This window comes from Flagellimonas algicola, from assembly GCF_005937185.1.
GTDB classification, from domain to species: domain Bacteria; phylum Bacteroidota; class Bacteroidia; order Flavobacteriales; family Flavobacteriaceae; genus Flagellimonas; species Flagellimonas algicola.
The window spans coordinates 1565314-1591580 of sequence record NZ_VCNI01000002.1; the positions used below are offsets into that span (position 1 = coordinate 1565314).

The 26267-nt window shown below is 43.0% G+C and carries 13 protein-coding genes; 3 read left to right on the plus strand and 10 right to left on the minus strand.

Annotation, left to right across the window (positions count from 1 at the left end; translation table 11 throughout):
* Window positions 1–2 precede the first annotated feature (2 nt).
* The 3 genes from FGG15_RS15900 (at window position 3) to FGG15_RS15910 (ending at window position 10791) form a co-directional block, all read left to right on the plus strand.
* Window positions 3–3032 (plus strand): aminotransferase class III-fold pyridoxal phosphate-dependent enzyme, encoded by a 3030-nt coding sequence (locus FGG15_RS15900; protein ID WP_138838010.1) that lies wholly within the window; start codon window positions 3–5, stop codon window positions 3030–3032.
* 8 nt (window positions 3033–3040) lie between these two features.
* A complete protein-coding gene (locus tag FGG15_RS15905; RefSeq protein ID WP_138838012.1) occupies window positions 3041–6184 on the plus strand; it encodes a glycoside hydrolase family 2 TIM barrel-domain containing protein in 3144 nt (1047 codons plus the stop codon).
* A 530-nt stretch (window positions 6185–6714) separates the two neighbouring features.
* Window positions 6715–10791 carry a BspA family leucine-rich repeat surface protein gene (locus tag FGG15_RS15910; RefSeq protein WP_138838014.1) on the plus strand — a complete coding sequence of 1359 codons (4077 nt, stop codon included), beginning with the start codon at window positions 6715–6717 and terminating at the stop codon, window positions 10789–10791.
* Between the two features lie 280 nt (window positions 10792–11071).
* Here the strand turns inward: FGG15_RS15910 and FGG15_RS15915 are convergent, their stop codons facing one another.
* From FGG15_RS15915 to FGG15_RS15960, 10 genes are all read right to left on the minus strand, one after another.
* Window positions 11072–12211 carry a type II secretion system F family protein gene (locus FGG15_RS15915; RefSeq protein WP_138838016.1) on the minus strand — a complete coding sequence of 380 codons (1140 nt, stop codon included), beginning with the start codon at window positions 12209–12211 and terminating at the stop codon, window positions 11072–11074.
* Between the two features lie 2 nt (window positions 12212–12213).
* Window positions 12214–12684 carry a PulJ/GspJ family protein gene (locus tag FGG15_RS15920; RefSeq protein ID WP_138838019.1) on the minus strand — a complete coding sequence of 157 codons (471 nt, stop codon included), beginning with the start codon at window positions 12682–12684 and terminating at the stop codon, window positions 12214–12216.
* On the minus strand, window positions 12674–13009 hold the full coding sequence (locus tag FGG15_RS15925) for a hypothetical protein (protein ID WP_138838021.1): 336 nt from the start codon (window positions 13007–13009) through the stop codon (window positions 12674–12676). The genes FGG15_RS15920 and FGG15_RS15925 overlap by 11 nt, the downstream gene beginning before the upstream one ends.
* A complete protein-coding gene (locus tag FGG15_RS15930) occupies window positions 12997–14265 on the minus strand; it encodes a hypothetical protein (RefSeq protein WP_138838023.1) in 1269 nt (422 codons plus the stop codon). Before FGG15_RS15930 ends, FGG15_RS15925 begins: the two co-directional genes overlap by 13 nt.
* Window positions 14262–14720 carry a hypothetical protein gene (locus FGG15_RS15935; RefSeq protein WP_138838025.1) on the minus strand — a complete coding sequence of 153 codons (459 nt, stop codon included), beginning with the start codon at window positions 14718–14720 and terminating at the stop codon, window positions 14262–14264. Before FGG15_RS15935 ends, FGG15_RS15930 begins: the two co-directional genes overlap by 4 nt.
* Window positions 14717–15415, minus strand: coding sequence for a hypothetical protein (locus FGG15_RS20225; RefSeq protein ID WP_202619565.1), 699 nt, complete (start codon window positions 15413–15415; stop codon window positions 14717–14719). The genes FGG15_RS15935 and FGG15_RS20225 overlap by 4 nt, the downstream gene beginning before the upstream one ends.
* Complete coding sequence (locus tag FGG15_RS15945; RefSeq protein ID WP_138838027.1) at window positions 15412–16131, minus strand: hypothetical protein; 720 nt, start codon at window positions 16129–16131, stop codon at window positions 15412–15414. The genes FGG15_RS20225 and FGG15_RS15945 overlap by 4 nt, the downstream gene beginning before the upstream one ends.
* Window positions 16132–16206: 75 nt before the next feature.
* Window positions 16207–19653: a T9SS type B sorting domain-containing protein gene (locus FGG15_RS15950; protein WP_138838029.1), complete on the minus strand. Its 3447-nt coding sequence runs from the start codon at window positions 19651–19653 to the stop codon at window positions 16207–16209.
* Window positions 19654–20141: 488 nt separating this feature from the next.
* Window positions 20142–20801 (minus strand): hypothetical protein, encoded by a 660-nt coding sequence (locus tag FGG15_RS15955; protein WP_138838031.1) that lies wholly within the window; start codon window positions 20799–20801, stop codon window positions 20142–20144.
* Window positions 20802–20830: 29 nt separating this feature from the next.
* Window positions 20831–26248 carry a DUF6443 domain-containing protein gene (locus tag FGG15_RS15960; protein WP_237561837.1) on the minus strand — a complete coding sequence of 1806 codons (5418 nt, stop codon included), beginning with the start codon at window positions 26246–26248 and terminating at the stop codon, window positions 20831–20833.
* Between the last annotated feature and the right edge of the window lie 19 nt (window positions 26249–26267).

Here is a 26267-nt window from a genome sequence, read left to right on the forward strand (position 1 = left end):
ACATGGAATACGCGAAGTTGAAGATATCAACGGAAGAGGCGGGAAGGTTGGCCCAAAGCCTGTTTAATGTTCAAGGGGAAATTTTTCAATTACCCGGAGAAATTGATTTCAACTTTAGAATCAAGGTGCCAGGTGGCGATGGCTATATCCTCAAAGTTTCTAGAGTTGGCGAAGATATTGGGTATTTGGAGTACCAACAAAAATTGCTTCAATACGTTGCAGCGCAAGAAAGTGATCTTATTTCACCCTTGGTCATCAAAGATGTAGACGGAAATGAAATTTCAGAGTATAAGGATGATTTCGGCAATCAGCGTAGGATTAGACTGCTGACATGGATTCCTGGCCGGTTATGGAGCGGTGTAAATCCACAACTCGATAGCCTCCGATTTAGTTTGGGAGAGCAATGTGGTCGATTGGCGCACTCCCTGCAGGGATTTGATCATCCCATGGCGCAAAGGGAATTTGAATGGGACGTAGCCCAAGCCTTATGGACTAAAGCCCACTTGAATCTGTTTGAAGATGACGAGAGGAAGATTCTTTCGCACTTTATTGAGGCCTTCGAAAACAACCAGGATTCCTATTCAAAACTGCGAAAGTCTGTTGTGCACAACGACGCCAATGACAATAACATTATAGTAACTGAGGAATTGGTGGAGCCACAGGTAAGGGCGTTTATTGATTATGGTGATGCAATGTACACCCAAACCATCAATGATTTGGCCGTGGCTAGTGCCTATGCCGTCATGCATCATAATGACCCTCTCGAGGCCGCATTGCCAATGGTGGCAGGTTACCATAAATCTTTTCCCCTTTTGGAGGCGGAATTGGAACATTTGTACCATGCCATTGCTATGCGCTTGGTAATTTCAGTGACCAAATCTGCGCTCAACAAAATCAAGGAACCGGATAATACGTATTTGCTGGTGAGTGAAAAACCGGCCTGGGAAGTACTCAAAAAATGGTATTCCATTCATCCGGATTTCGCTTGTTTCTCATTTAGAAAAGCATGTGGGTTTACATCCCATCCCAAGGAAGATACGTTTGAGCAATGGGTTAAGGAGCATACCTTTTCTTTGGAGGAGTTGTTTCCGACGGTTGATGCGGATGATGTTTTCCCTATCGATTTAAGTGTTTCCAGCGAATGGGTAGGACATCAACAAGAATTCAATGATTTAGATTTTCTTCAGTTTAGATTGGAACAGCTTCAAAAAGAGCACCCCAAAAAGATAATTGCCGGAGGGTATTTAGAGCCACGGGCTTTGTATGGAACTTCTTCCTATGACAAAATGGGAAATAGTGGTCGCGAAAGCAGAACAGTGCATTTAGGGGTGGATTTTTGGTTACCTGCCAACACTCCTGTCCATGCCCTATTTGATGGGGAGGTAGTTACAGCTGTGAATGACGCCGGTGATAAGGAATATGGAGGGTTGGTTATTTTAAAACATCAAGTAAACAGCCTAGAGTTCTATACCCTATACGGGCATATGACCGTGGCAAGCGCCACAAAAAACAAGGTAGGGGACACGCTAAAAAAAGGAGACTGTATTGGTTTTTTGGGCAATTACCCAGAAAATGGGAATTGGGCTCCGCATCTTCACTTTCAGTTGATGCTGTCCTTATTGGGATATGAAAATGACTTCCCTGGAGTAGCGTATTACAATCAGCTGGAAACTTGGAAAGGACTTTGCCCGGATCCCAATCTGTTGTTCAAAATTGATAAGCTAAAACCTGCTCAAGAACAGACCAACAATTCTTTGATTGAATACAGAAAAATACATTTGGGGAAAAGCTTAAGCCTACAATACAAGATTCCCATTAACATGGTTCGTGGCGCGGGACAATATTTAATGGACCAAAACGGAAAAAAATATCTGGATACTGTAAATAATGTTGCTCATGTTGGGCATGAAAACTATGACGTAGTCAAAACTGGGCAAAAGCAAATGGCTTTGCTCAATACCAATTCCCGCTATTTACATGAAAATATCAACACCTTGGCGGAGGAGTTGCTCAAAACCTTGCCCCCAGAACTTTCTGTAATGCATTTTGTGAATTCTGGCAGTGAGGCCAACGAATTGGCTATCCGAATGGTAAAAGCAGCTACCGGCGAAAGAGATATATTAGCTTCAGAAGTGGGGTATCATGGCAATTCCAATATGTGTGTGGATATTAGTTCGTATAAATTTGATGGAAAAGGCGGTTCAGGTGCCCCTGAACATACCCATATCTTCCCATTGCCTGATGCATTTCGGGGAAAATATAGAGGCAAGGATTCAGGTGAAAAATATGCGGATGAGATACTTCCCCTCATTGAACGGATAGCCTCCAAAGGAAGAGGAGTTGGGGCATTGATTTTGGAGTCCATTATCAGCTGCGGAGGTCAAATAGAGCTTCCGGAGGGATTTTTGGAGAGAGCATATGAACATGTTCGAAAAGCAGGTGGCTTGTGTATTGCTGATGAAGTGCAGGTAGGTTGTGGACGCGTTGGAAAGACCTTTTGGGGTTTTCAATTGCATAATGTGGTGCCGGACATTGTTACCATTGGAAAACCTTTGGGCAACGGGCATCCCTTGGCTGCTGTAGCTTGTACGCAAGAAGTGGCTGAAAAATTTGCTAATGGGATGGAATACTTCAACACCTTTGGTGGCAATCCTGTTTCCTGCGCCATTGGAACTGAGGTGTTGCGAACGGTAAAGCGCGAAAAGCTTCAGGAAAATGCCTTAGAGGTTGGGGAATTCCTTAAACAAAAACTGCAAAAATTGGCCCAAGAATTTCCAATTATCGGTGATGTTAGGGGACAAGGGCTTTTCCTTGGGTTTGAGCTTGTTAATGAAGCTTTGAATCCCTTGGGTGATAAAGCAGATTACCTGGCCAATAGAATGAAAGATCATGGCATACTCATGAGCACGGACGGCCCGGACAACAACGTCCTAAAAATTAAACCTCCAATGGTTTTTTCCATGGAAAATGCAGAAGAATTGGTGCTGTATCTGGACAAAATTCTGACTGAGGATTTCATGCAACTTAATTGACAAACAAAATGAAACGAATTTATACCGGTTTTATAGCCTTGGTTTGCCTGCATGGATGCACAGGACCGCAACTTCCAGAAGTTCCAGAGCAGTTGTATCATTTCAACCATCTGATATTTGAAGAAAACAAATTGTCGCCAAGAGCTACTTTCTTTGCCATGGAATCTTTTGATGTCGATTCAAAAGAGCATTCCAGAAGGTTCTTAAGCTTGAATGGGGAATGGAAGTTCCATTTCGTTAAAGACCCAAAAGAACGTCCTACAACATTTCAAAATAGGGAGTACGACGATAGCGATTGGGGTACCATCCCTGTTCCAGCCAATTGGGAGGTACAAGGGTATGATTTCCCCATTTATTTGGATGAGAGATATCCGTTTGATACGCATTGGCCCAATGTGCCAACGGATTACAACCCCGTGGGAACCTACCGCAAAGAAATTGAGTTGACAGAAGATTTCTTAAAGGAAGAAGTAATCCTTCATTTTGAAGGGGCAAAATCCGCCATGTATGTATATATCAATGGAAATTACGTGGGATACTCCGAGGGAAGTAAAACTCCAGCAGAATTTAATATCTCCCAATATTTAACCGCAGGTAAAAATCTGATTGCGCTGCAAATGTTTCGTTGGAGTGATGCCAGCTATCTGGAGAGCCAGGATATGCTTAGGATGAGTGGTATTGAACGCGGGGTTTACCTCTACACTCGGCCTAAAGTGTATATCTCCGACCATTATTCCTATACCAATTTAGATGATCAGTATTCGGACGGAATTTATGAGGAGATCGTTTATTTGGATAACGAATCAAATGAACAAGTTTTAGGTAAGATCACGGTGGAACTTCTGGGCAATGAAAATTTGATTTTCTCAAAAACCTCTAAAATAAACCTAGCTCCCAAGGATGTTGCATGGATCCAGGTCAAAGACCTGCTTAAAAATGTCAAGCAATGGTCAGCTGAAACGCCTTATCTCTATACCTTAAAAATAGCATTGGAAGATTCCATCAAGCCAGAAAACAACCAATACATAAAGAATCATGTTGGATTTAAACGGGTGGAAATTAAAAACAGTCAGGTATTGATCAATGGCAAACCCATTTATATCAAAGGGGTAGATCGCCATGAAACGGACCCGTTTACAGGGCATGTGGTTTCAAGGGAGTCCATGGAACTGGACATAAAGCTGATGAAACAGAACAACATCAATGCGGTTAGAAGCTCACATTACCCCAATGACCCCTATTGGCTTGATCTCTGTGACCAATACGGCCTGTATGTGGTGGACGAAGCCAATATCGAGAGCCATCCTTTAGCCATTGATGAAAAAACCCAAATCGGGAACGAAATGGAATGGCTTCCCGCACATATGTCCCGAACCCAGCGCATGTACTATCGGGATAGAAACCATCCCTCCATATACTCCTGGTCTTTAGGGAACGAAGCAGGGGAGGGAGAAATTTTCAGAACCACCTACCAATGGTTCAAGGAAGAGGATGACAATAGAATTGTGCAATATGAACCTGCAGGAAAAGAAGATTACACGGATCTATATTGCCCCATGTACCCCAAACCTGAATATCTGATAGAACACGGTGAATCCAATTCGGACAAACCTTCCATCATGATCGAATATGCCCACGCCATGGGAAATTCCGTTGGTAACCTGCAGGATTATTGGGACATCATTGAAAAATATCCCAACCTACAAGGCGGGTATATTTGGGATTGGGTAGATCAAAGTCTGGAATACAAGGATGAGGAAGGAAATCCATATTTGGCTTATGGGCATGATTACCATGCAGACTTGCCCACAGATGGTAATTTTTTAAATAATGGATTGGTGGATCCCTATAGAAATCCGCACCCGCATCTTACAGAGGTTAAAAAGGTATACCAACCGGCAGCTTTCAAATATTTAGGGAACGGGATGGTTGAAGTGGCAAACAAAAATTTCTTTACGGATTTTTCCCAGATGCAGTTTAAGGCCAAGCTGTTGGTGAATGGTGAAGTTGCAGAGGTGCAAGAGGAGATTTCTTTGGAAGTGAAGCCACGGCAGTCTGAAAGAATCAGCCTTGGGCTAATTCCGCAAAACTTTGATGCAGATAAGGAATATATTTTGGAAATAGGGATGTTCCAAAAAGTAGGGACGGCAATGATACCCAGTGGACACGAAATTGCCTGGAATCAATTTATACTGCAAAAGGGAAGTTTCAAAATAGAAGAACAACCCATAGGAGATGCATTTAGCGTTGATTTGGCAGATGGGGTTTTCAGCATAGAAAATGATATGGCGAAGCTCAGTATTGATGCTAAATCGGGAGAACTGTTGTCTTGGAAATATCAAGGTCAAACCATAACAGAAAAACCCATAAAACCCAACTTTTGGCGTCCACCTACGGATAACGATTTGGGCAACGGGATGGACAAGTGGGCCAAAATATGGCAAGATGCCACATATAACAGTATCCCAATACTGATTAGTCAACCAAAGGTTGGAAAAAGTGGCGGTGTTGGATTCAAAGTAGGTTATACGTTACCTAATGACGAAGCCAAGGTGGAAATGGTATACATGTTGGAACGGAATGGGTTTTTGAAAATCAATTATCAGTTTGAGCCGAAGAAAGGTGAACTTCCCAATATTCCAAGATTAGGGATGTATCTTACTCTGCCTCAAAGTTTTGATGAAATTTCCTGGTACGGAAACGGCCCTGAGGAGAGTTATTGGGATAGAAAAACGGGAGTTAAAACGGGAGTTTATTTTGGTAAGATTGTGGATCAGTTTCACCGCTACCCACGACCGCAGGAAACCGGAAATAAAACGGATGTTCGTTGGATGACCGTTTCCTCAGAAAAACTTTCTATAAGGGTAACGGGAGATACCTTGCTTAATGCAAGTACGTGGCCTTTTGGGATGCAGGAATTGGATTTTAATTCTGATGAAGACGGTGCTGAATCAGCTTCGGGTTTGGTACCCGTGACCAAAAAACATGGGGCCGAGATCAAATTGGGCAACAGCGTTCAGTGGAATATTGATTTGCTTCAGATGGGAGTGGGGGGTGAGAATTCATGGGGTAGAATGGTCCAGGACCCTTATTTGATTAAGCCCATGACTAGATCCTATTCCATAACACTAACACCAAACCAAAGGGAGTAGTTTCTATTACGTTTTTGGCAATAAAAAAACGAGCATTTACTTGGCTTTTCCAATATAGCGGAAAGGGTTTGATCTCTTGATCTCTGAGTTGTAAGACCCTACTACATTTTATGTAGGTGATTTTCAAATTTTCCACTCAATTTGGTCATCCTCGTAGTTGAACGAAATTAATTAGCACTTCACCCAATTTAAAAATGGATAGGTTAGTTGTTGTGATGCATTGTTTATTTTCATCGCAAGAATCCCAATCTTAACTACCTTAAACTTGATTGCTAAGCTAGGTCATCAATTACAAATAAGCGACCAGTAAACTAATATGAAAACGTCCCAGATCGTTTCTTTTTTCATTGACCTTTTTAGGTCTATACAAACGAAATTTTACAATTCTTTCTCACCAAAAAAATCAGGCAAAGGAGTTTCAATAATTTTTGCTAATTCCAAAGATCTAGTTATCCAAAACCAACTTGGATTGCAGGTTTTTTGCTTATATCCGTATGTGCCTAATCACTAACTCTTAAAATAATTTATCATTGAAAAAAATTACTTTACTCTCTTTATTCTTTGTTCTACTAGCAGCTAATACAATAGCTGCGCAAACAGGTGGTACTCCACGACCCTTTATCACCACGTGGAAAACGGACAACCTAGGTATTTCTGATGACAATTCGATATCTATACCTGCAAGACCTGGTTTTGTGTATAATTATAGTATTGATTGGGGAGATGGTGATGTAGATACCAACGTCACGGGAGATATAGCCCATACTTATGATGCTCCTGACATATACACCGTTTCCATTTCCGGTACTTTTCCTGGCATTTTATTTAATAGCTATCCTGGGAATGAGGCAAATAGTGATGCTGCCAAACTCATTGAAATAAATCAATGGGGTGATATTCAATGGCAAACCATGTTAGCCGCATTTGCTGGTTGTTCAAACTTGGACGTGTTTGCCATTGATGCTCCAGACCTTTCAAATGTTACATCACTATTTTCAACATTTGCGAACTGTAGTTCATTAGTGGGTAATGATACCTTTAATATCTGGGATGTCGGCACTATAGAAGATTTCACTCAAACATTTTCTGAATGTTCTGAATTTAATGCTAATGTATCCGATTGGGATTTGAGCAGCGCTAGAACTGTAATTAACATGTTTTCAGGGGCATCAAAGTTCAATCAAGACATAAGTCGTTGGAATATTGGTAATGTTACTGATATGGATGGTTTTCTTAGCGGCACTTCTAATTTCAATTTTGATCTCTCTAATTGGGATGTTAGTGGGGTTACTAGTATGTTTCAAATGTTTGAATCATCTGCTTTTAACCAAGATATAGGTGGGTGGAATGTTTCAAACGTGACAAATATGGCCTTTATGTTCAGCGGCAACATGGCTTTCGACCAAGATATTAGTAATTGGAATACATCAAAGGTTGAGTCTATGAGAGCAATGTTCCAGAACGGTGTTTTTAATCAAGATATTTCAGGTTGGGACGTTTCCAAGGTGAAAGATATGAGTTTTATGTTTGGTAACTCTAGAAAATTCAATCAAAACATCAGTTCATGGGATGTTTCAAACGTAGAAAACATGGAGTTTATGTTTGTTTTTACACTTGAGTTCAATCAGAGTCTGGCCGATTGGGATGTAGGTAAGGTCACAAAAATGACAAGGATGTTGGAGAACTCCTCGTTTGCCAATGAAAATTATGACAAGACTTTGCTGGGTTGGTCAACGCTCCCAAATATACAGCGGAATGTGGAACTAGATGCTCCAAGCAAACAATATTGCTTGGCCGAGGAGGCCCGCCAAAGTATTATTGACACCTATGGCTGGGCCATCAATGATGCTGGCAAAGCAACTGATTGTCAAAGACCCTTTGTCACCACATGGAAAACGGACAATGTTGGATTGTCCGATGACAACCAAATAACTATACCGACTTTTGCGGCGGAGACCTATAATTATACGGTGGATTGGGGTGATGGCACTTCAGACACTAATGTCACCGGTAATATTACTCATACTTATACCATACCTGGTATCTATACGGTTTCAATCACAGGACATTTTCCTAGAATTTATTTTCAAACTTCTACGGATAAAGAAAAAATAATTGAGGTAAATCAATGGGGAGACCTTGAATGGAAATCAATGGAACAGGCTTTTATAAATTGCATAAAATTGGATGTTTTGGCTGTTGATGTTCCAGATCTTTCCCAAACATCCCACCTAGGATCGATGTTTAATGGATGTTTTACTTTGATCGGAAACCCTTCTTTCAATAGTTGGAATGTTGAAAATGTGACAAGAATGGACGGAGCATTTGCGAATAGTTCTTTCAACCAACCCATTGGTAATTGGGATGTAAGCAGCGTTACCAATATGACGAGCATGTTTTTTAGAAATCACCATTTTAATCTAAATATTAGTGATTGGAATGTAGGGAATTGCAACAGCATGGTTGCAATGTTTGGTGAAGCAAGCTCATTTAATCAGCCAATTGGGAATTGGAACGTATCTAACGTAACCAATATGGGCAGTATGTTCGAAGATGCATTTGCATTTGATCAAGATTTAAGCAGTTGGGATGTCACTAAGGTTACGGATATGTCTCTTATGTTTTTTTACGCAACCTCATTTAATCAAAATATTGGTAACTGGAATGTACGAAATTGTAGCAGAATGCCTCTTATGTTTGGTAATGCAACCTCCTTTAACCAAAATTTAGGAAGTTGGAATGTTGAAAGCGTAACTCAGATGATCAACATGTTTTTTAGGTCTGGTCTCCAGGATAACAATTATGACCAAATTATAATAGGCTGGAGCCAATTACCTTCTTTACAAAATGGTGTTCAATTGGATGCTCCCCAAAACCAGTACTGTGAAGCAATAGAAGCCCGCCAAAGTATCATGGATACCTATGGATGGACCATCAATGATGGTGGAAGTGCAGAAACGGAACTTCCAATTGCTCTTTGCCGAGACATTACCGTAGTTCTTAATGATGAAGGGGTTGCCACGATAACCGCTGCCGATATTGACAATGGCTCCACTACTTATTGCGGTATTGAAAGTGTATCTGTAAGCCCTTCCAGTTTTACCTATGGGAATATTGGTCCCAATACGGTTACCTTAACAGTGACTCATGAAAATGGTAATACAGCCAGCTGTGATGCGCAAGTAATGGTAGTAGGGGCGCCACTATGGATTGAGGATTTCAATGACCTAGCCCGTGGCACAACTGTGGACAATGGTTCCACGGCCTGGAGCGCGGTACGTGATGGAGGGGTATTTGAGGCTTGGGATGGCAGGTTTCGGATCAATAATGCAGGCTCAGGCCCAGGTACATGGACCTCTGAGGTGATTTCGATAAGCGGTACTGTGTCGGTCTCATTGGATGTTGACGATTCCGATCAGAAGAAGGAGCGGGCGGATTACGTCAGGGCCCTCTACATATTGGACGGTGGAACCCCAGTGGAGTTTGGCTTTGTTTCAGACGACATAGACCCACAGACCTTCACTGCGGACAATCTAGCCGGCAGTACCCTACAGATTATCATAGAATCTGAGGTCAGTGGCAACCCAGAAAATTATTATATCGATAATATTGCGGTAAGAAAAGCATCTGCAGCTAGTATTTCTTATATGCTTAACGTCAACAATGGAAGTGGTGATGGTAACTATGAAGCAGGCGAGGTGGTCAATATAGTGGCGGACACGGCTCCTTCGGGCCAACAGTTCGAAGCATGGACCGGGGACGTTGGGGCTGTTTCTGATATCAACAGTGCAACTACCACTTTGACAATGCCCTCTGCTAATGCTGAGATTACTGCCACCTATAGCACCATTCCTTCAGGTGGAACGATATGGTTGGAAGATTTCGAGGATCTCGTAAACGGTATAACGGTAGACAATGGTTCCACGGCTTGGAATTCCATACGAGATAGTGGGGTGTTCGAAGTCTTAGATGGCAGGTTTCGTATTAATGGTTCGAGTTCTGGCCCGGGTACTTGGACTTCCGAGGTGATTTCAATAAGTGGTACGGTTTCAATTTCCATGGACGTTGACGATTCCGACCAGAAGAAAGAGCGGGCGGATTACCTTCGGGCCTATTACGTTTTGGACGGTGGTACACCAGTACTGTTTGGTTCAGTTTCAGACGATATAGACCCACAAACCTTCACGGCAGACAATCTTTCAGGCAATACCATTCAGATTATTGTAGAGTCAAAAGTAAGTGGTTCCCCTGAAAATTACTATATCGATAATATAGCAGTATCTGGTTTTTCAACTAATTTAACTGCGCGGATTGGAGATAATGCGGAAAGTAATACCCCTACAAGTAGAAGTTCTTTTGAGATTAAATTATATCCGAATCCGGCAACAACGCAGGTAACCACAACTTTTGATGAGGCTGTTGAACTAATAGACATTAAGGTGTTTGATATGACAGGCCGTCTAGTAAAAGTTCATAGGGTGGCGGATCAACAAATGAAAGTGAATTATTCAATGGATGTGAATGAACTACCAAGTGGCACTTACTTTATTCTAATGGAAGATGACAAGGGGAAGCAATTTCGTAAGCAAATGGTCATTGGAAATTAACCCAATGCCGACTTAAAATAGAAGTCCTTCGATCACAGATAGATTGGAGGACTTTTTTGTATAAAACTGTAGGCTTCTAGTCCTCCCCGCTTTGGTCCATAAAAAAAGTCACAACCTTCAACAGATCATGACTTTCTTAGTAGCGGGAACAGGACTCGAACCTGTGACCTTCGGGTTATGAGCTCCCCAATGGGGTACAAAACCCGGTCTTTTTCCGCCAATTTTGTCCAAAAACGTGTACGGTATCGTGTACGGTTAATTAGGGTAAAAGTAGTAAAAACTATCCACCCAAAACACTGCTCAACCTGAACATGGGAAGATACATGGATACAAGGATGACACCAACGAAAAAACCAACGACCACGATGATCAGGGGCTCCATGATGGTGGACAGCATTTTGGACTTTTGCTGAACCTCCCTGGCATATTGCTGGCTCAATTTATCGAAGATATATTCGGTCTGATTGGTCTCTTCGGCCACTTTGACCAAGGAAGACATACGGTTATCAAAAAGCCTGTTGCCCCTGATGCTCTCATGTAGGCTGATACCTTTCATGATTTTATTTTCCATACTGCCCAATGCTTCCTGCAAAGGGGTAAAAGTGATCATTTTCTTCACCATTTGAATGCTGTTCAACATGGGCACCTTTGATGAGGTCAATAAGGCTGTGGTTTGGGCAAACTGGGACATGTAGACCGTTTTGACAAATTCCCCTACAAATGGAACCCTGAGCAATAGAAAATCTCTTCTTCTTTTGATTTTGGGATTTTTCAGCAGGGGTTTTCTGAATATGAGAAAACCCAAAACGGCAAAGATTATGAGCAAACCATAATCTTTTATAAAATTGGATGCAGAGATGATCCAAACGGTAATTGTAGGCAGTTCCACCCCATTTTGCTTAAAAATGTCCTCAAACATGGGAACCACCATTCGGAGCATAAATACCACGACCAGAATGGCCGTTGCCAATATGATCATAGGGTAGGTCAGCGCGTTCAAAAGATTTCTGCGCTGTTCGTTTTTTTGTGCAAAATAATTTCCCAACTCTTGGGTAATCTTGCCAAGGTTTCCGCTTTCCTCTCCAATTTTTATGGAATAATGCTCATATTCCGTGAATTCTTTTCTGGACTCTAGAATCTCGGAAAAACTGTGTCCAGCATCCAATTCGTTCAACATTTGGGAATAAAAATGCTGAAATTTCTCTTTCTTTTGGTTCTCCTTGATCAGGTCAAGGGCCTCCCTCAAATGGATTCCTGCCTTTAGCAACACTGCCAATTCACTGTAGAAAGATTCCTTTTTTTTGGAATTGAACATGTAGCCGAACAAGGAGATCTCTTTTTTAAGCAATTGCTCCAATCCATCCGTTTTGGACGTTTTGGGAGCTTCCGTATTCATGGTATGTTCCAATTTGAATCCCATAACTATTGATTTAGATAAGTGGTGGCCGCATTGGTTTTATAAACCACAATTCTTTGTTTTTTGCCCTCGTTCCCTACGGAGAAATCCAGCGCATCCACCTCACTGGATTGTGTTGGTAATCCATTAAAATAATACGTCGCTTCATGTGTCTTTAGAAAGAAAGTATCCCTTTCCTTGACCACATAATCTTGCTGCCATTGATAAACGGTATTTTTCAGTTCATTGGCAAAGACAAGTTCATTCCTTTGCTCATCATACCAAACACCATCATGTCGGTTAAAATCTACCCACAAACTTTGCCTCAATAGATTGGCCTCCGTATTACTTTCGTAGATTCCACCAATGGTATACATCTGTTGCTGGACCAAGCGCAGTACGGAAAACCCCAAACTAATCACGATGCTGGTGATCAACAGGACCACCAACATTTCTGTTAGGGTAAAGGCCTTTATTTTAGAGTTTTCAAGGTTCATGATCCATCTGATATAAGATTTCCTTATTGGTTTTGGTGTGGAGCGCGGTAAATGAAACTCCAGATGAGTTTAGTTCTTCATTTTCCACCACAGCTATTTCCCAATGTTCCAACTCCGCGTAATACGGCAATGGCAGTGTTCCATGCTCATATCGGTATTTTAAGAGCAGAAATTCTTGTCTTACCAGCTCATCATTTTGTCCAACGGTGTTTGTCAATATTGAATTCAATAACATACTGGACAACATAAAGACAAGCACGATTAAAATGGTTGCCACCAAGGTTTCCATGAGGGTTGAGGCCCTTAACTTTTTTAGTACAGCCATTTGACAATGCTGTTTGGTTGTTCATTTTGATAGGGTAATCCGGAAAATTTTTGGGGTAGGGCACTAAAATCTATGGTGCCATTGAACAAATGGTTTTGGTAGGCACTCCCATTTTCCAGGGCAATAAATCCTTGTGTAGCCACACTCCCTAGTACACTTCCCTTAAGTTCCAAATTCCCTTGGCACAACATGGACCCAATGAGCATTGCTTTTTCCGCAACATGGATATGGGTCATGGACTTATTTATCTCATTTTTGGTCTGATAAACCATCATCCCCCTAACTGTTGATCCCTTGTCCATAGTCATGTTCGGCGGTGTTCTTTTATTCTTGTCCAGCTCTCCTATTTTGGGTTGATGGACGGCAAGTACAGTTGGATATTCCAGATTACAAGCTTGCCCCACTTTGATGGTTCTACTGGCCAATGCTTGAAAATTTCCAGAAACCTGGTCCTTTATCTCTATTTGAGGTGCGATAAGGAGCACATCTTTAAGCTGCGAAGACGGATGAACAATTATTTTATGTGCTGCCCAGACCACGACGTTTCCGCTAAGTGTTACCTTGTCCAATTCCAAAAATTCTCCTTTGATGACCTTGGTTTCCTCCTTGAAACTTTGCCTTAAAATCATTCCTTTTTGAATTCGGATTGTCTCCCCCTTGGGCTGAAAAAATGGCTGGGTTAGGGTCTCAAGCTGGGATTGTAGTTCCAAATCCAATTGGGGCAGGGTAGATGAGCTTTTTTCCTCTTTACCGTAGATCAAGTGGGAGCCGGTATATCCCTGTCCTCGGATGTTTCCTCTTTTGATTCCCCTTTGGGGCAGGAAAGCATCTCCTTTGATCCTGGCCTTTCCCGCTATCACCATGGGTCTTTGGTTGTCTTGAAGATATAGAGCGGGGCGATTTTCAATCGTTTTTCCCACGAATCCGATCTTGGAAAACTGCAATTTACCTTTTTTCGCCATCACCTCCCTCAATTCCAGTAGTCCCCAAGTTTTTTTGGATACAGTCACTTCCATTTCCGAGGTCGCCTGAATGGACATCTCCATTGGTTTCCCCTCTTGCATGGGTTCCTTAAAGGAACTTTCCAGTCCGGTTTGAGCAGCTTGAATCAAATCTAAGGTGACATCGGTTTTCTTTTTGAATAGGACCTGGGTATAGGAAACCAGTACAAAAGACATGAGCAGCACAGCTATTATGGCGCCCACAAAAAGCACGAATTGTAGTGCCCCTGCCCTTATTTTTTTTAATCCCATCATTCAGAAAGGGTAATGGTCTCGTGTTGGCCGTTGTACCTCACACGTATTTTGCTCACATTTCCGCTAAGCAATCGTACCCCGTCCACTTCCTGATTGGGGGACATCATATGCTGTTGCCCATCTATGGTAACAAAGAACATGGATTTTCCAGAACTCGCCTGAGATACCAAACCGGCATAAGCAATGTTCTTTTTGGGTTGGTCGGTCTTTTTGGAAACCTTTCTTTTTACCTTCTTATTCGGATTTTGCAAGGTGCCCAAAAAGGGGTCTCTATAGTTGGCATAAAGCGTAAACGTATCCTTTTTAATGGTTGCCGTGGGAATATCCACGGCTTGCTTTTGTACAATTGAAGGTTCTTCGTTCGGAGAAAGGGTATTTACCACCTTAAACCCGATCAAGCCCCAGATAACCAGGACTACACCTAAAAGCAAATATGTCTTGGTTCGTTTGCTCAATTGCTGATGGTAAAATTAAAAGTATTGCTGTCCCCGCTTTGGTTGCCGGCAGCATCATACGCGCGCACTACCCAATAAAAAGTTCCATCGGATAAGTTGGTGGTAAAGGTCTTGTTGGCTCCCAAGCCCTTGGTTTCCAAGGACTGTAAACTTTCATCAGCATAGATAAAGATGCTGTCGCGTTCCGCACTGCCTGCAACATCTACCCGTGTCCATGAAAAGTTGACTTCGGTTGCAGTAAGCGATGCTCCATTGGCCGGACTTACAGGTTGGGGGGTATTGGGAGGGGTCAGATCCAAATTTTCATCCCCGTTCACTTGAAAACCACTCAATGAATAGGCCGTTTCATAACCGCTGTTCACGGCTTTTACCCGCCATTGATAGTTTCCATTGAACAAATCTTGATGGATCCGGGTTTTGATCTGGTCCAGGGAATCCACTTCCACAATACTGTCCAATACCAATTGGGCTGCATTTTCAAAGCTGGGAGTCGCAATCTGCACTTGGTAGGCAGTCGCATCCTCTATCTCTTCCCAATTCAGGGATATGGCATTGGTGGTGAGCACACTTCCCTCGGTTGGGGCCAGAATGTCCACCATTTGGGTAGAAATGTCCGGTACTTCCAGGATATCTTCACAACCTAAAGCAAGCAGAACTGCTGCCAGTAGGCACAATAGTAATTTATTCAGACTCATAGTTTCAAATAGTTTTTGGTGGAATCCAATTTGTTGGGATCCTTTTCAGTATCTCCTGGACAACGGCTTCCTGAATCTGTAATTGTGGCAATTTCCAATTTGCCCCTATGGTTTCGTTTCCAGCAGAGTTGGGAGGTTTCAAAATCAAAAATCTCAAGTCCCGCCATCTCTATGGTAGAAAACTGTTTTCCGTTATGCGCCTCCAATACCAAGGTTCCACGAGATTCTTTGAGATAAAAGTGATGGGCGGTCCGTAATTTTGAGTCGAGACCCCCCTTGGCAACAAATGAGATACCCGTTAAAACTTCCAAGTCCGAATCGTCCTGTAGGTATTCTTTCAGGGTAAGGTTTTTGGCAGCGTTCAATTGAGCTTTGAGACCCACCAGATCCGAAACCCTCAACTTGTAGTATTTGGAATTAGCCGCCTGGGTAGAATTTTTCAACGAGTCTGTGGCTTTTACTCCCTGGCGCTCTTTGAATTTCCTATACTTTGAAAGTGTGGACTGGGAAAAATCAAAGACATTCAATGAAACTTCCAGAGGGGTATCCAAGCTTGGTTCCCCGGCTTTTTGAAAATCTTTGGTAAACAAGGTGGTACTGCTTTTTCCCACTGATCCCAGACAGGGAATGCGCGTTTCTACTTTTTGTAGGTTGCGCATTGGGCCACAGGCACTTAACAGCAATGCCAGTAGCAAAACGGTAATTGTAGGTCTCATGTATAAGATTCTGTAGGTAGTTAACGCTTTTTTCCGAGAAGTGTTGTACGAAAAATGAGTATAGTAATGTAAATATTACCTTTTTAAGGTAAAATGGCCTGTAAGTACTTCGCCTTCACCATATTCGAAGCGAAACCAATAGTCTGATGCGGGCATGGGACGTCTTAAATACGTACCATCCCAGCCTTGTCCTTGGGGAGAAATCTGACACAGTAATTTACCCAGTCTATCATAGATGAAAAGCAGGGAATTTGGGAATTGTTCCGCACCGATTACATTCCAATATTCATGGTGGTTGTCCCCATTGGGTGAAAAGAATTTTTGATATCCCAAGGCAATGATCTCCTGGCTTAGGGTACGGCATTCAAAGGGGTCGCGCACGTATACGATATATCTCCCGGGAAAGACCATAAATTGATTGTCTGTTTGGTAGTTGATCCCATCTATGGAATATTCAAAAGTGCCAATGCCCACAGCATCCACAGTAAGGGTTATCTCGTCTGAAACCCCATCAGTTGACACGGTAAAGCTATCTGGAGCCCCTGAAGACACTACTTCAAAATTGAAGGCGTTAGTGCAAGTGACCCCGTTCGTGGTCTCGGTGACGGTCAAGCTGTAATTGCCCAACGCTGCAATAAATTGTTCTTGGGCATTACCCAAAACCTGTCCGGCGCTATCTGTCCATTCATAAGATTCAAATATGTCAGCCTGAATAGTAAGGTCTGGACTGTCCGGGCAAATGACGTAAGTATCCTGTAATCCTATCTGGGGCAAGGGGTTGATCAACACCGAAAAATTGGTAATGGCAAAACAATCCGAAAAAAGTGGATTGTGCACCCGTGCATAAATGACATCACTTGCCGAATTGCTATTGTAAGCAGTTGCTAGCAAGGCATTTGTATTGTTCAAGGCGTCCATTTCCGAACTGAAGTACAGTACTTCAAATACATTTGGAGCCTGCCCGTTCAAAATTTCCAAATCCTTTTGGCCAAGGTCAAAAGTGTAACGGCCGGTTTCGTCCACATCGCAGACCACAATATCCATTGGCATGGTTGCGGAAGGGGTATCAAATACCTGAATTTGAAACTGCCCCAAATTGTAGCAATTGGCATTACCCGAATTTTCAATCCTAAAATAGATGGTTTGCGGATTGGCTGTATTGAAATAATTTCCAACAATCGGGTTTTGGTCCAAATCGGCATCATTTTGGGTTTCATGAAATGAAACCGTCCCACTAGGGAAGCTAGACAAGATTTCGGAAGTCTTCTCGGTCAAATCAAAAGAAAGAACCCCATCGTTATCGTCATCGCAGGCGTACCAGTCCGATACGATAGAAACTACCGGAGTATCAAAAATCAAGAGTTGAAAGGAGGTAGTATCGTAGCAATCCAAATTGGAGGCATTGGCCAGGCGTACATAAATGGTTTCTTGATAGTTGGTACTGTCAAAGTTCGTAGCCAGAGGATTGGTGTTTGCGTCCGCATCCGCTTTGGTACTGTGATAGGAAATTACCAAACTGGCCGGATTTTGTGCACCAATAATCTCGGTTTCCACCAAACTCAGATCAAAAGTGGCATTTCCGTTGTTGTCCGTATCGCAGATTTCGAGATTGACAGGTGTATTTGCTACCACTTGCTCGATCACTTCAATGGCAAAGCTCCCGGTCTCATAACAATCAGTTTCGCCACTGTTTTCTATTCTGAAGAAAAGAGTTTCCACCGGCAGGGTATTGATATAGGATGCTCCCAAAGCATTGGCCCTATTGTCCGCATCCGTTTGGGAACTGTGGTAGCTAACGGCAAATGTGGAGACATCTTGCCCATTTAATACTTCAGCATCTTTAGAGGTAAGATCAAAGTTATATACCCCGTCCGTATCATCATCACAGACGGTCCAATCGGTAACTGCGTGCAAGCTAGGCTGCAAATAGATGTTTATGGTAAAAGCTGTGGTATCATAACAATCCCGATCTGCACGATTGGATATACGCACAAAAACCGGGGTGGCTCCCAATCCAAAAGTGCTGATGGAACTCATTGGATTGCTATTCGTATCCGCATCCGCAAGTATAGTATGATAGGACACCACAAAATCCGTAGCAGATTGGGTTCCCAATACCTCTGTATCCAAAGTGGACAAATCAAAATTATAAGTGTTTGTGGCGTTACAAACTACTGGATCGGTTACAGGGTTTGCGACAGGAACTTCAGAAATCACAATGTCCCTGGTTTCCACTTGGGTTTCAGAAGCAGTGGTCACCGTTACGGAGACCGTATAATTACCGGGAAAGGTGTAGGTATGGGTTGGGTTTTCATCTGTGGAGGTATTCCCATCTCCGAAGTCCCATGAAATAGAAACTATAGGTTCTGAGACGTTGATGCTAAATTCCGTGGTATCGCCCAGGCAAAGATTGTCTGCCTGGATATCGCTGATAAAGAAAAAAGACTGTATAAACGGTGGAAGTCCCCAAAAAGCTTCCCCAGACCCTAGGTCAATTGCGGCGAATTCATAATTACAGCCAAGGCCAAGGACATTGGGATCATGGATTACGCTCAAGGTATTCCTAAGAAAATTGGTGGCATAAATTTTACCATCAATGCCCAACTGCAATGCGGCTTCACCTACGTTATTTTCATTGATATTGATGGCACTGCCTGGAATGTCTGCCGCTGTGAGGTCATATTGGTAGAGAAACTCCGTAAACGGGCTTAGGTACAGTATCTTGCTCGAAGGTGAAAATTCCACGCCATATTGCATCCCTTCTGTTGTCAGGAGAATGGGGTTGCTGAGGATGCCCGTGGTAGTATCAAAATCCAGTAGCTCAGAACCGGCGTCCCTATGGCTAACCGCCACCTTGGTCCCATCAGGGGAAGCTTTTAAATAACCAATGGCTGCCGTGGTATCGAGACTACCGGACAAATCCATGCCTACGGTGCTAACCACCGGGGTGGTGTTTACGCCAGCAGGAGTAACCAAGTAGGTCAAAAAATCTGCATTGGCCCAATCGTGGGTTATTACCCAAATATCCCTGCCGTTGGCATGTTCCACAGCAGTCAATTTTTCCATTGATGGGCCATACAGGTGCACATTTTTTACGGTAACATCTCCCAATCCGCCATTTAAGCCCATGTCCACTTCGGAATAATTAACACCGTCAGCCACTCCTTCATAAGATACCGTAATTATGTAAAAGATGTTGGAGTCGTTAGGTTTGGGGACTATGATTGCAGATTGTGAGGAAGTAGAATTTCCCAACAATCCCGTACCATTGGGCATGATGATATGGTTGCGGTTCCAAACCGTGGAACCATCCGTATAAAAAAGTAAGTTGCCCAAAGGGTCTGAGATGGTTGCGCATCCTTCCTTGGTCACCAGTTCGCCATCTTCCAAGGCAACGGGGGCACCACTCCTAAAGTCCAGACCTGCATTGGTTCCAAAATACCAAATGGAGGCTTCCAACTGGGACTGGACATGTACAGAAAAAAGTAGGGCTATAGCAGCGCAGAAAAGTCGTAGGTTCAAGTAGGTAAAGGTTGATAGTTTATTTAGGAATTAAATGTAATGATTTTGTGGCTGGCAGGGAAAATTATTCTTCAAACGGAGCAGAATTTGGGTTAAGGGTAAGGCGTGTTCAGAATTGAAAATGGAAAATGGAAAACTGAAAATGATCTGTTGAATATTGATCATTGCTAATTGTCCATTGTAAATTGTTTTGGTCTTGGGACTAAGTTCTTGGTTCTTTCTCTTAGGTCGAAAGGTTAAGGGTCTATTCAGAATTGAAAATGGAACAACATTCCGAACTAGATGTTTTGCGTGAAGTCCAAATACCGAAAACCTAAGTTCAGATAAAAACGCTAAGAACATCAACTCGTCCACTTAACCAGCTAAAAAAAGGGTAGAGGGGTTGGGCGGGTGATAAACCGTTATTTCCATTACTCCATAAAAAAACAGCAGCTCATAATGAACTGCTGTTGTTGGTTGTTTGAAGTTAAAATAACCAGTTTAAGACATTACTTGACTTTTGGTTTTTCGATCACGGTAAATTTTTCGATGTCAGAGCTTGATTTAATTTGATAACCCAAGTTTTCTCCTAATCTTATCGATTCCTTTTTTATTTCTTCTGATTCGTCCAATTGTCTAGTCTCAATGAAATTTTCCTTAAGAGGCAAATACGAATAATACTTGTGCCAACCAGTAGACGAATCATAATATTTATAAAAAGGAATTTTTTCAATATTGAATGAAAAAGTCAAATCCTCCTCATTAATAGTATATAATACTATTAAGTTAATCAAATCTTCTCCTTTCTTTATATACAAGAAGTTGATTACCGGATCTTCCGAATAATCGTTACCAAGGCTCTCGTCATAATTTAACTTCAACAAACAATATTTAAGAGAACGGTAAACTTTAGATTCATAAGACATTGCCATTTTATCAGAATACTCGGAGCCTACAATCCCTTTGGACTTTAAAAATCTAATGGCATCAGACCCGTTCTCCACAACAGGTTCTTTTTCCTTATCTGATTTATTAACAACACCAACGTTGTTACTTGTTTCAGCTGCTTCACTTTTTACATTTGTTTTAGTATTGTTATTTCCCAAACAGGAATAAAAAACTATAAGGAAGATTACCAATGTTATGGTGAAATACATTTTTAATTTCATTTTGCAATAATTGTTTTATTATTAAAAGTTTACTGTTCTATTTCCAAAATATTATAAGTTGGCTGTTCATCAGTCCCATTAGCACTACTTGAGCTATAATTTTGGTTTGTTCTTTTAAGAATCAAATATTGTTTACCGGTTTGAGGATTGTATCCTATAGAAATTTGCGTCTTAACAACACCTTTATCGCTTTGATTTGTTGCTTCTGGATCCTGACTAGCAAACGACACACCATTATAACCTTTATTAGCATCAAGGAGGGAGTCTTTCTTCAGGAAAGAACTATTCTCACTCCTCAACTCTGTCCCAATTTCAAAATGTAAATGTTCATTGTCTCCTGTCAAATTACTAGCATTTCCGGATATTCCTGAAGTACCTATTTCATCTCCAGCCTCCACTGTATCTCCTTCTTCAACTGATGTTTCCTCCAAATGTGCATAAAAAGTATAATAAGTGTCTGTTGTTTCCGTAGTCTCGCCATTCACGGTCTCCGTTCTTGTATGTGTTGTCTTGATTGTCACATAATTCCCATACGAGGAACTATTTCCTTCTGCTACTACCTCTCCTGCCATAGAAGATCTAACGCTTGTTCCTACAGGCGCATACAAATCATGTCCTGCATGCCATTGCGTACCATTCGTCCTAGTATATCCTGCTCCTAAATTACTTGCCCTATTCACCCTTATCCTTTGCATATTCGGTAATGGATTTTCACAATCTATACCAGGAGGACATGGAGACTCTCCATCTGGATCGATAAAAAATATTGGATTGTTCCATGCATATGCGTAAGGAGATTTGTCATATTGAGTAAGCAAATCCGCTAACGGATCAACATTCATCCACCTACCTAAATCGGGGCTATAGTTCCTCGCACCAAAATCATAAGTAGCCAAGGCATCATTAAAACTATCATCCAATTCCTTTCCACCAAACTTCCATCTATTGGCCACACTGTTCCCAAGAGGAGAAGTAGTATCGTTGTACCCTTTGTGCTTAAGGCCAAAGGGGTAGTAGTTGTTTTCCTCCACAATTTCGGTGGTACCGTTGTTGTCCATAAAAGACAATCTAATGTTGCCCAAATGGTCTTTGTATTGGTACACATAGTCATAGGCGCCCTGTCCATCTGGGCTAGCGTAACCCTCTGGATGACTCAAGAACTCCAACACGGGTGTCCCATTATTGTCTGTATACACATAGTTACCGGCATAATCTGTCACAGAACCTTCCGCGTTCTTCCGTAACTTGGTTCCCGCGGCGTCGTAAATATAGGAAATTGTTTGGCCATTTATCACAACGCTTGTAGGAAGATTCAGGTGGTTATAGCTTATGCCATCCACCGCATCGTTTCCTATTCCCTTGTTTTGGTCCATCACTAGGTTGCCATTATCATCATAACGGTAATCGTTGCCTGTGGTTGTGGGATCCTTAAAACCAAAATTGGTATTTCCGGTATCGGTCACCTTTAACAATCTATTGCCAGCATTGTAGTCATAATCCAGGATATCCATATCCGGGTAAACAGTACCACCGCCATTGTCCTGCCATCCGTCACGGTTCAGGGTCTGGATGTTCCCGTTCTTGTCGTAGGTGATATTGGCCACATCGTAATTTCCAGTATTGCTTGTGGCTCCGGTAATCCGGTTCAGGGCATCGTAGCCATAATGGTACCAGCGCTGTATGTTATCATTTGCTGTTTCCCACTGGGTCTCGGCTATGTTTCCGTTAAATAGGGCGGTTCCTCCATGGGCAACCGTATTGTAGTTGATCCCAAAATTAAAGAGGTCGTTGTCCGCATTCGCATCCTGGTTAATGCTCTTTAACCAACCCCTAACGTTATAGCCGTAGTCCACAGTCTGAAGACCCAGGGTACTGGCATTCGGGTCACCACCCACTTTTTTAGACTTTAACTGTCCCAGCTCGTCGTAATCGTTATATACAATAAGCTCCTGATCCGCACCACTGCTCCCGGCATTGGGGTCTACCCTAAAAGTACCTCCAGTTACCACTACAGGTTCTGAGGGGCTTGGGTTGGCAATGGTCACGCTCTGGGTACCAACGGTGCCTTGGGTAACCAATGAGGTGTTCACCACAGGGTTTGCTTCCACGTTGACCTGATCACAGCTTTCGCCCAGGGTCTGGTCGCCAATACATTGGGTCTGGCTAAGCAAACGGCCCACATGATCATAGGTAAAGTTGTCCAAGGTAACCACGGTATTACCGTTGCGGGTATGTTGGCTGCGTACCTTTAGGGGCTTGCCCACAAAATCCAGTTGGCTCTCCACCATGTCCGTGGTTTGCAGATAGTCATTCTGGCTATAGGTATAGATGGCTCGACCCTTGTCGTCATAACGCGTCACGGTAGTAATCCAGTCATTGGTGGTCAGTACTTTTACCAAACTTCCTGTGGCCAGACCTTGGGTACGGTCATCCACTGGTTCATTAAAGACATCAGTTGGCGAAGCACCTTCATTGGCCGTATCAAATTCGTAGTTGTCATAATAATTTACAGTCAGTACCTCCGTAATGGTGGCACCTGTGTATTCAATGCCAGAATAATGTACCTCACTTCCCGCAATGGTAAGTGGGCCATCGGTAAGACTGCGTTTGTTTACCCAAAGTTTTGGATCTACCACTCCGTTGTTCTCTTGGTCTTGTATATAATTGTCCACTTGTTGTTGCACGTAGGTACGCTGGGTATCGTTGGCATAGGTAAGCTTTCCGGTATAAGCAACCCTTCCATGGGCATCATAGTGGGTAAAGAGCCATGTGTCCGGGCCTGTTCCTTCCCGAAGATTCGCATCTTGGGTCATTACGGGCTGATCCAGCTTGTTATATATAATAAACTCCCTTTCCTTTCCGGGCAGCTGTTTTTCCACCAAGCGGTTGCGGTGATCATAGGCATATTGGTAACAAAGGTTGTCCAATATAGTCTGATCTATGGTAGCCGAAGTGTCCACCAAAGGTGGGAGCACAAAGGTGAGGTTGCCAAAATCGTCATAGACATAATAGGTGTCATGTGCCTCGACTTCGCTCGGCGACCCGACTTTTGCATAGGTACGTTTGAGCACCACCCGGCCCTGTTTATCCGTAAATTCCTCTGTGGTATGCAGATTGGAACTGCTGCCATCGTGGTTTTCGTCATAAGTGATGTGCTTATACAATTCCTTGGCCGTATAAGTTCCATCATCCACCAAGGTGGGCGTATAGGTATTGCTGGCAAATACCAAGCTTACCCTGTACTGCTTTACGTTGTCCGAGGCGCTATTGGATTTGTAATCAAACTCAATCTCATGTCCATTGCCCAATTTCCAGTCCTCCCCAGGGGCGGCCTGTTTTAGCACCCTGTTCAATGGGGATGGCTCAAAATCCTTTTGGGAGTAGGCATTTACATCTATTCCGCTTGTTGTTGGGAAATCCAGACCATAATCCGCATGGTTCTCATAATACCCACGAGTGTCCGCTTCCAGATTACCGGTACGGAAATCCCCGAGGGAACCTAAAGGTTCGTAAAGGGGCAACCATTCCTTGTCCTGTCTGCCATACTCATCATACCCAATATGGGTGATGACATCCTTGTTGTCCGGTGACTGGCGGATGGCATTTTGCTGTTGGGGTCGTCCCAGCCCATCAAAAAAGGTAATCTGTTGGACATAGGCGTCGTCATTCCCAAACTTGAGAGTGGGTACTGTAGCTACCTCACTTTGGTAGGTTCGGGTATAAATGTAGTTGTGTGTCTCCGGATCATTGCTAGCCGGTATTTCGCACTGATTGGTGGGCGATCCATATCCCGGGCATTGATCCGTGTTATCGGCCACGTGGTTGGCCGGAGCGGTACAGGATGGATCGCTTGGCTCATTTGGATCCCCAAGACCGTCACCATCTGAATCCAAATACCAAACAACGGGTCCCTGTATGCCGGAATTACCATCGTCACAATCGTCAAGGGGAAGCACTGTCTGGGTAAAATCCGCTCCTGGACTGGAACAGCTTTGTGAAGTGGATATTGCATGTCCGTCGCCGTCTGCGTCCAGGTACCATGTAATTACGGACTCGACCTGGGCTTGGATAGGTGTACGTGAACCAGCCACACAACCTGTGGTGCTATTATAGCTTTCCGCGAAGTAAGTTGTGGTTGAGCTTAAACTTGGAGTTGTAAAGGAGGTGCCGGTATGGAGGAGAGTGCCCCCAGAAGATGCTGTATACCATCGAATCGTATTGGCATTTGTACCCAGATTGGCGGTCAAGGTCACGGTGCCGGTTCCACAACGGGAAGTATTGTTTCCGGTGGCACTTCCAGGTATCGGATTAATTACCGCTCTAATGAGTTTTCTAGAAGTGGCGGTACACCCTGTTGTACTATTATAGCTTTCGGCATAATAGGAAGTGGTTGCACTCAAACTGGGAGTTCCAAAATTGATTCCGGTGTGCAAGGAAGTACCCCCTGTTGACGTGCTGTACCATCGTATTGAGTTACCGTTTGTCCCCGCCGTGGCAGAAAGCGTCAATGTTCCGGATCCGCATCGTGAAACGTCATTTCCACTGGCAATTCCAGGCAAAGGGTCTACCGTTACAGTTGCTTCATTGGAAATCACCTCTTGTGAACCACAGGAGGCCTTTCTTCGATATTTTGCGTTCAGTGTGAGCCCGGCTGGAGGATCGTAAAAACTATCATTGGCATTACCGATTTCTGTCCATGCTCCTCCATTCAGAGACCGTTCCCATTGGTAAGTATGACCCCCAACACTTCCATAGGCCTCTTCAAAACTGTCTATTTGAGGAGGGTCATCACCAGAGCATATAGATACGTTGTTGTTTTCAATAACGCCAGGCTCCAAATCAATTACTGAAACCGCTCTGGATGCAGATGGACTCCATAGTCCATTGCCACCCCTTGCCCTTATGTAATAGGTGCCCGTCTGGGTTGCCGTGTAATTGTTGTTGGCAGCGTTGAGGGAGGATGATGTACTGGTTCCACTGGAATTTGTCCCCTGCCAGTACCAGGTCACCCCACTTGGTGGGTTTCCTGAACGTTGCAAAGTAGCCTGACCACATCCATTACTGTTTGCCACCACAGTTGGGATATTCGGAGCTGGAGGTGGATTGGGGTTGGCGTCCTGAGAAACTGCAAAACTTTGCATCTGTCCATTATAGGAATAGTTTATTAAAGCATTACGGCTTCCCCCTTGGTTGGCCTGACAAGTAACCACTACCTGATAGGAGTTGGGTTGGGTTACACTGGTTATCCATGATGGGATGTTGGAAAAAGTCAACGAATAGGTACACGATCCGTTGGTATAGACGATACTGTTCGTTTGGGTACCTCCTGCTTCGGTAAAATCGAATGACGAAGGTGAAAGATTTTCCACATAGCATTGGGCATTAAGATCATTTTGTGATAAAAGGGTCAATACCAAAGCAGAAAAGAGAAATATGGAATGTTTCATGCTGTACATCTTTGTCTTC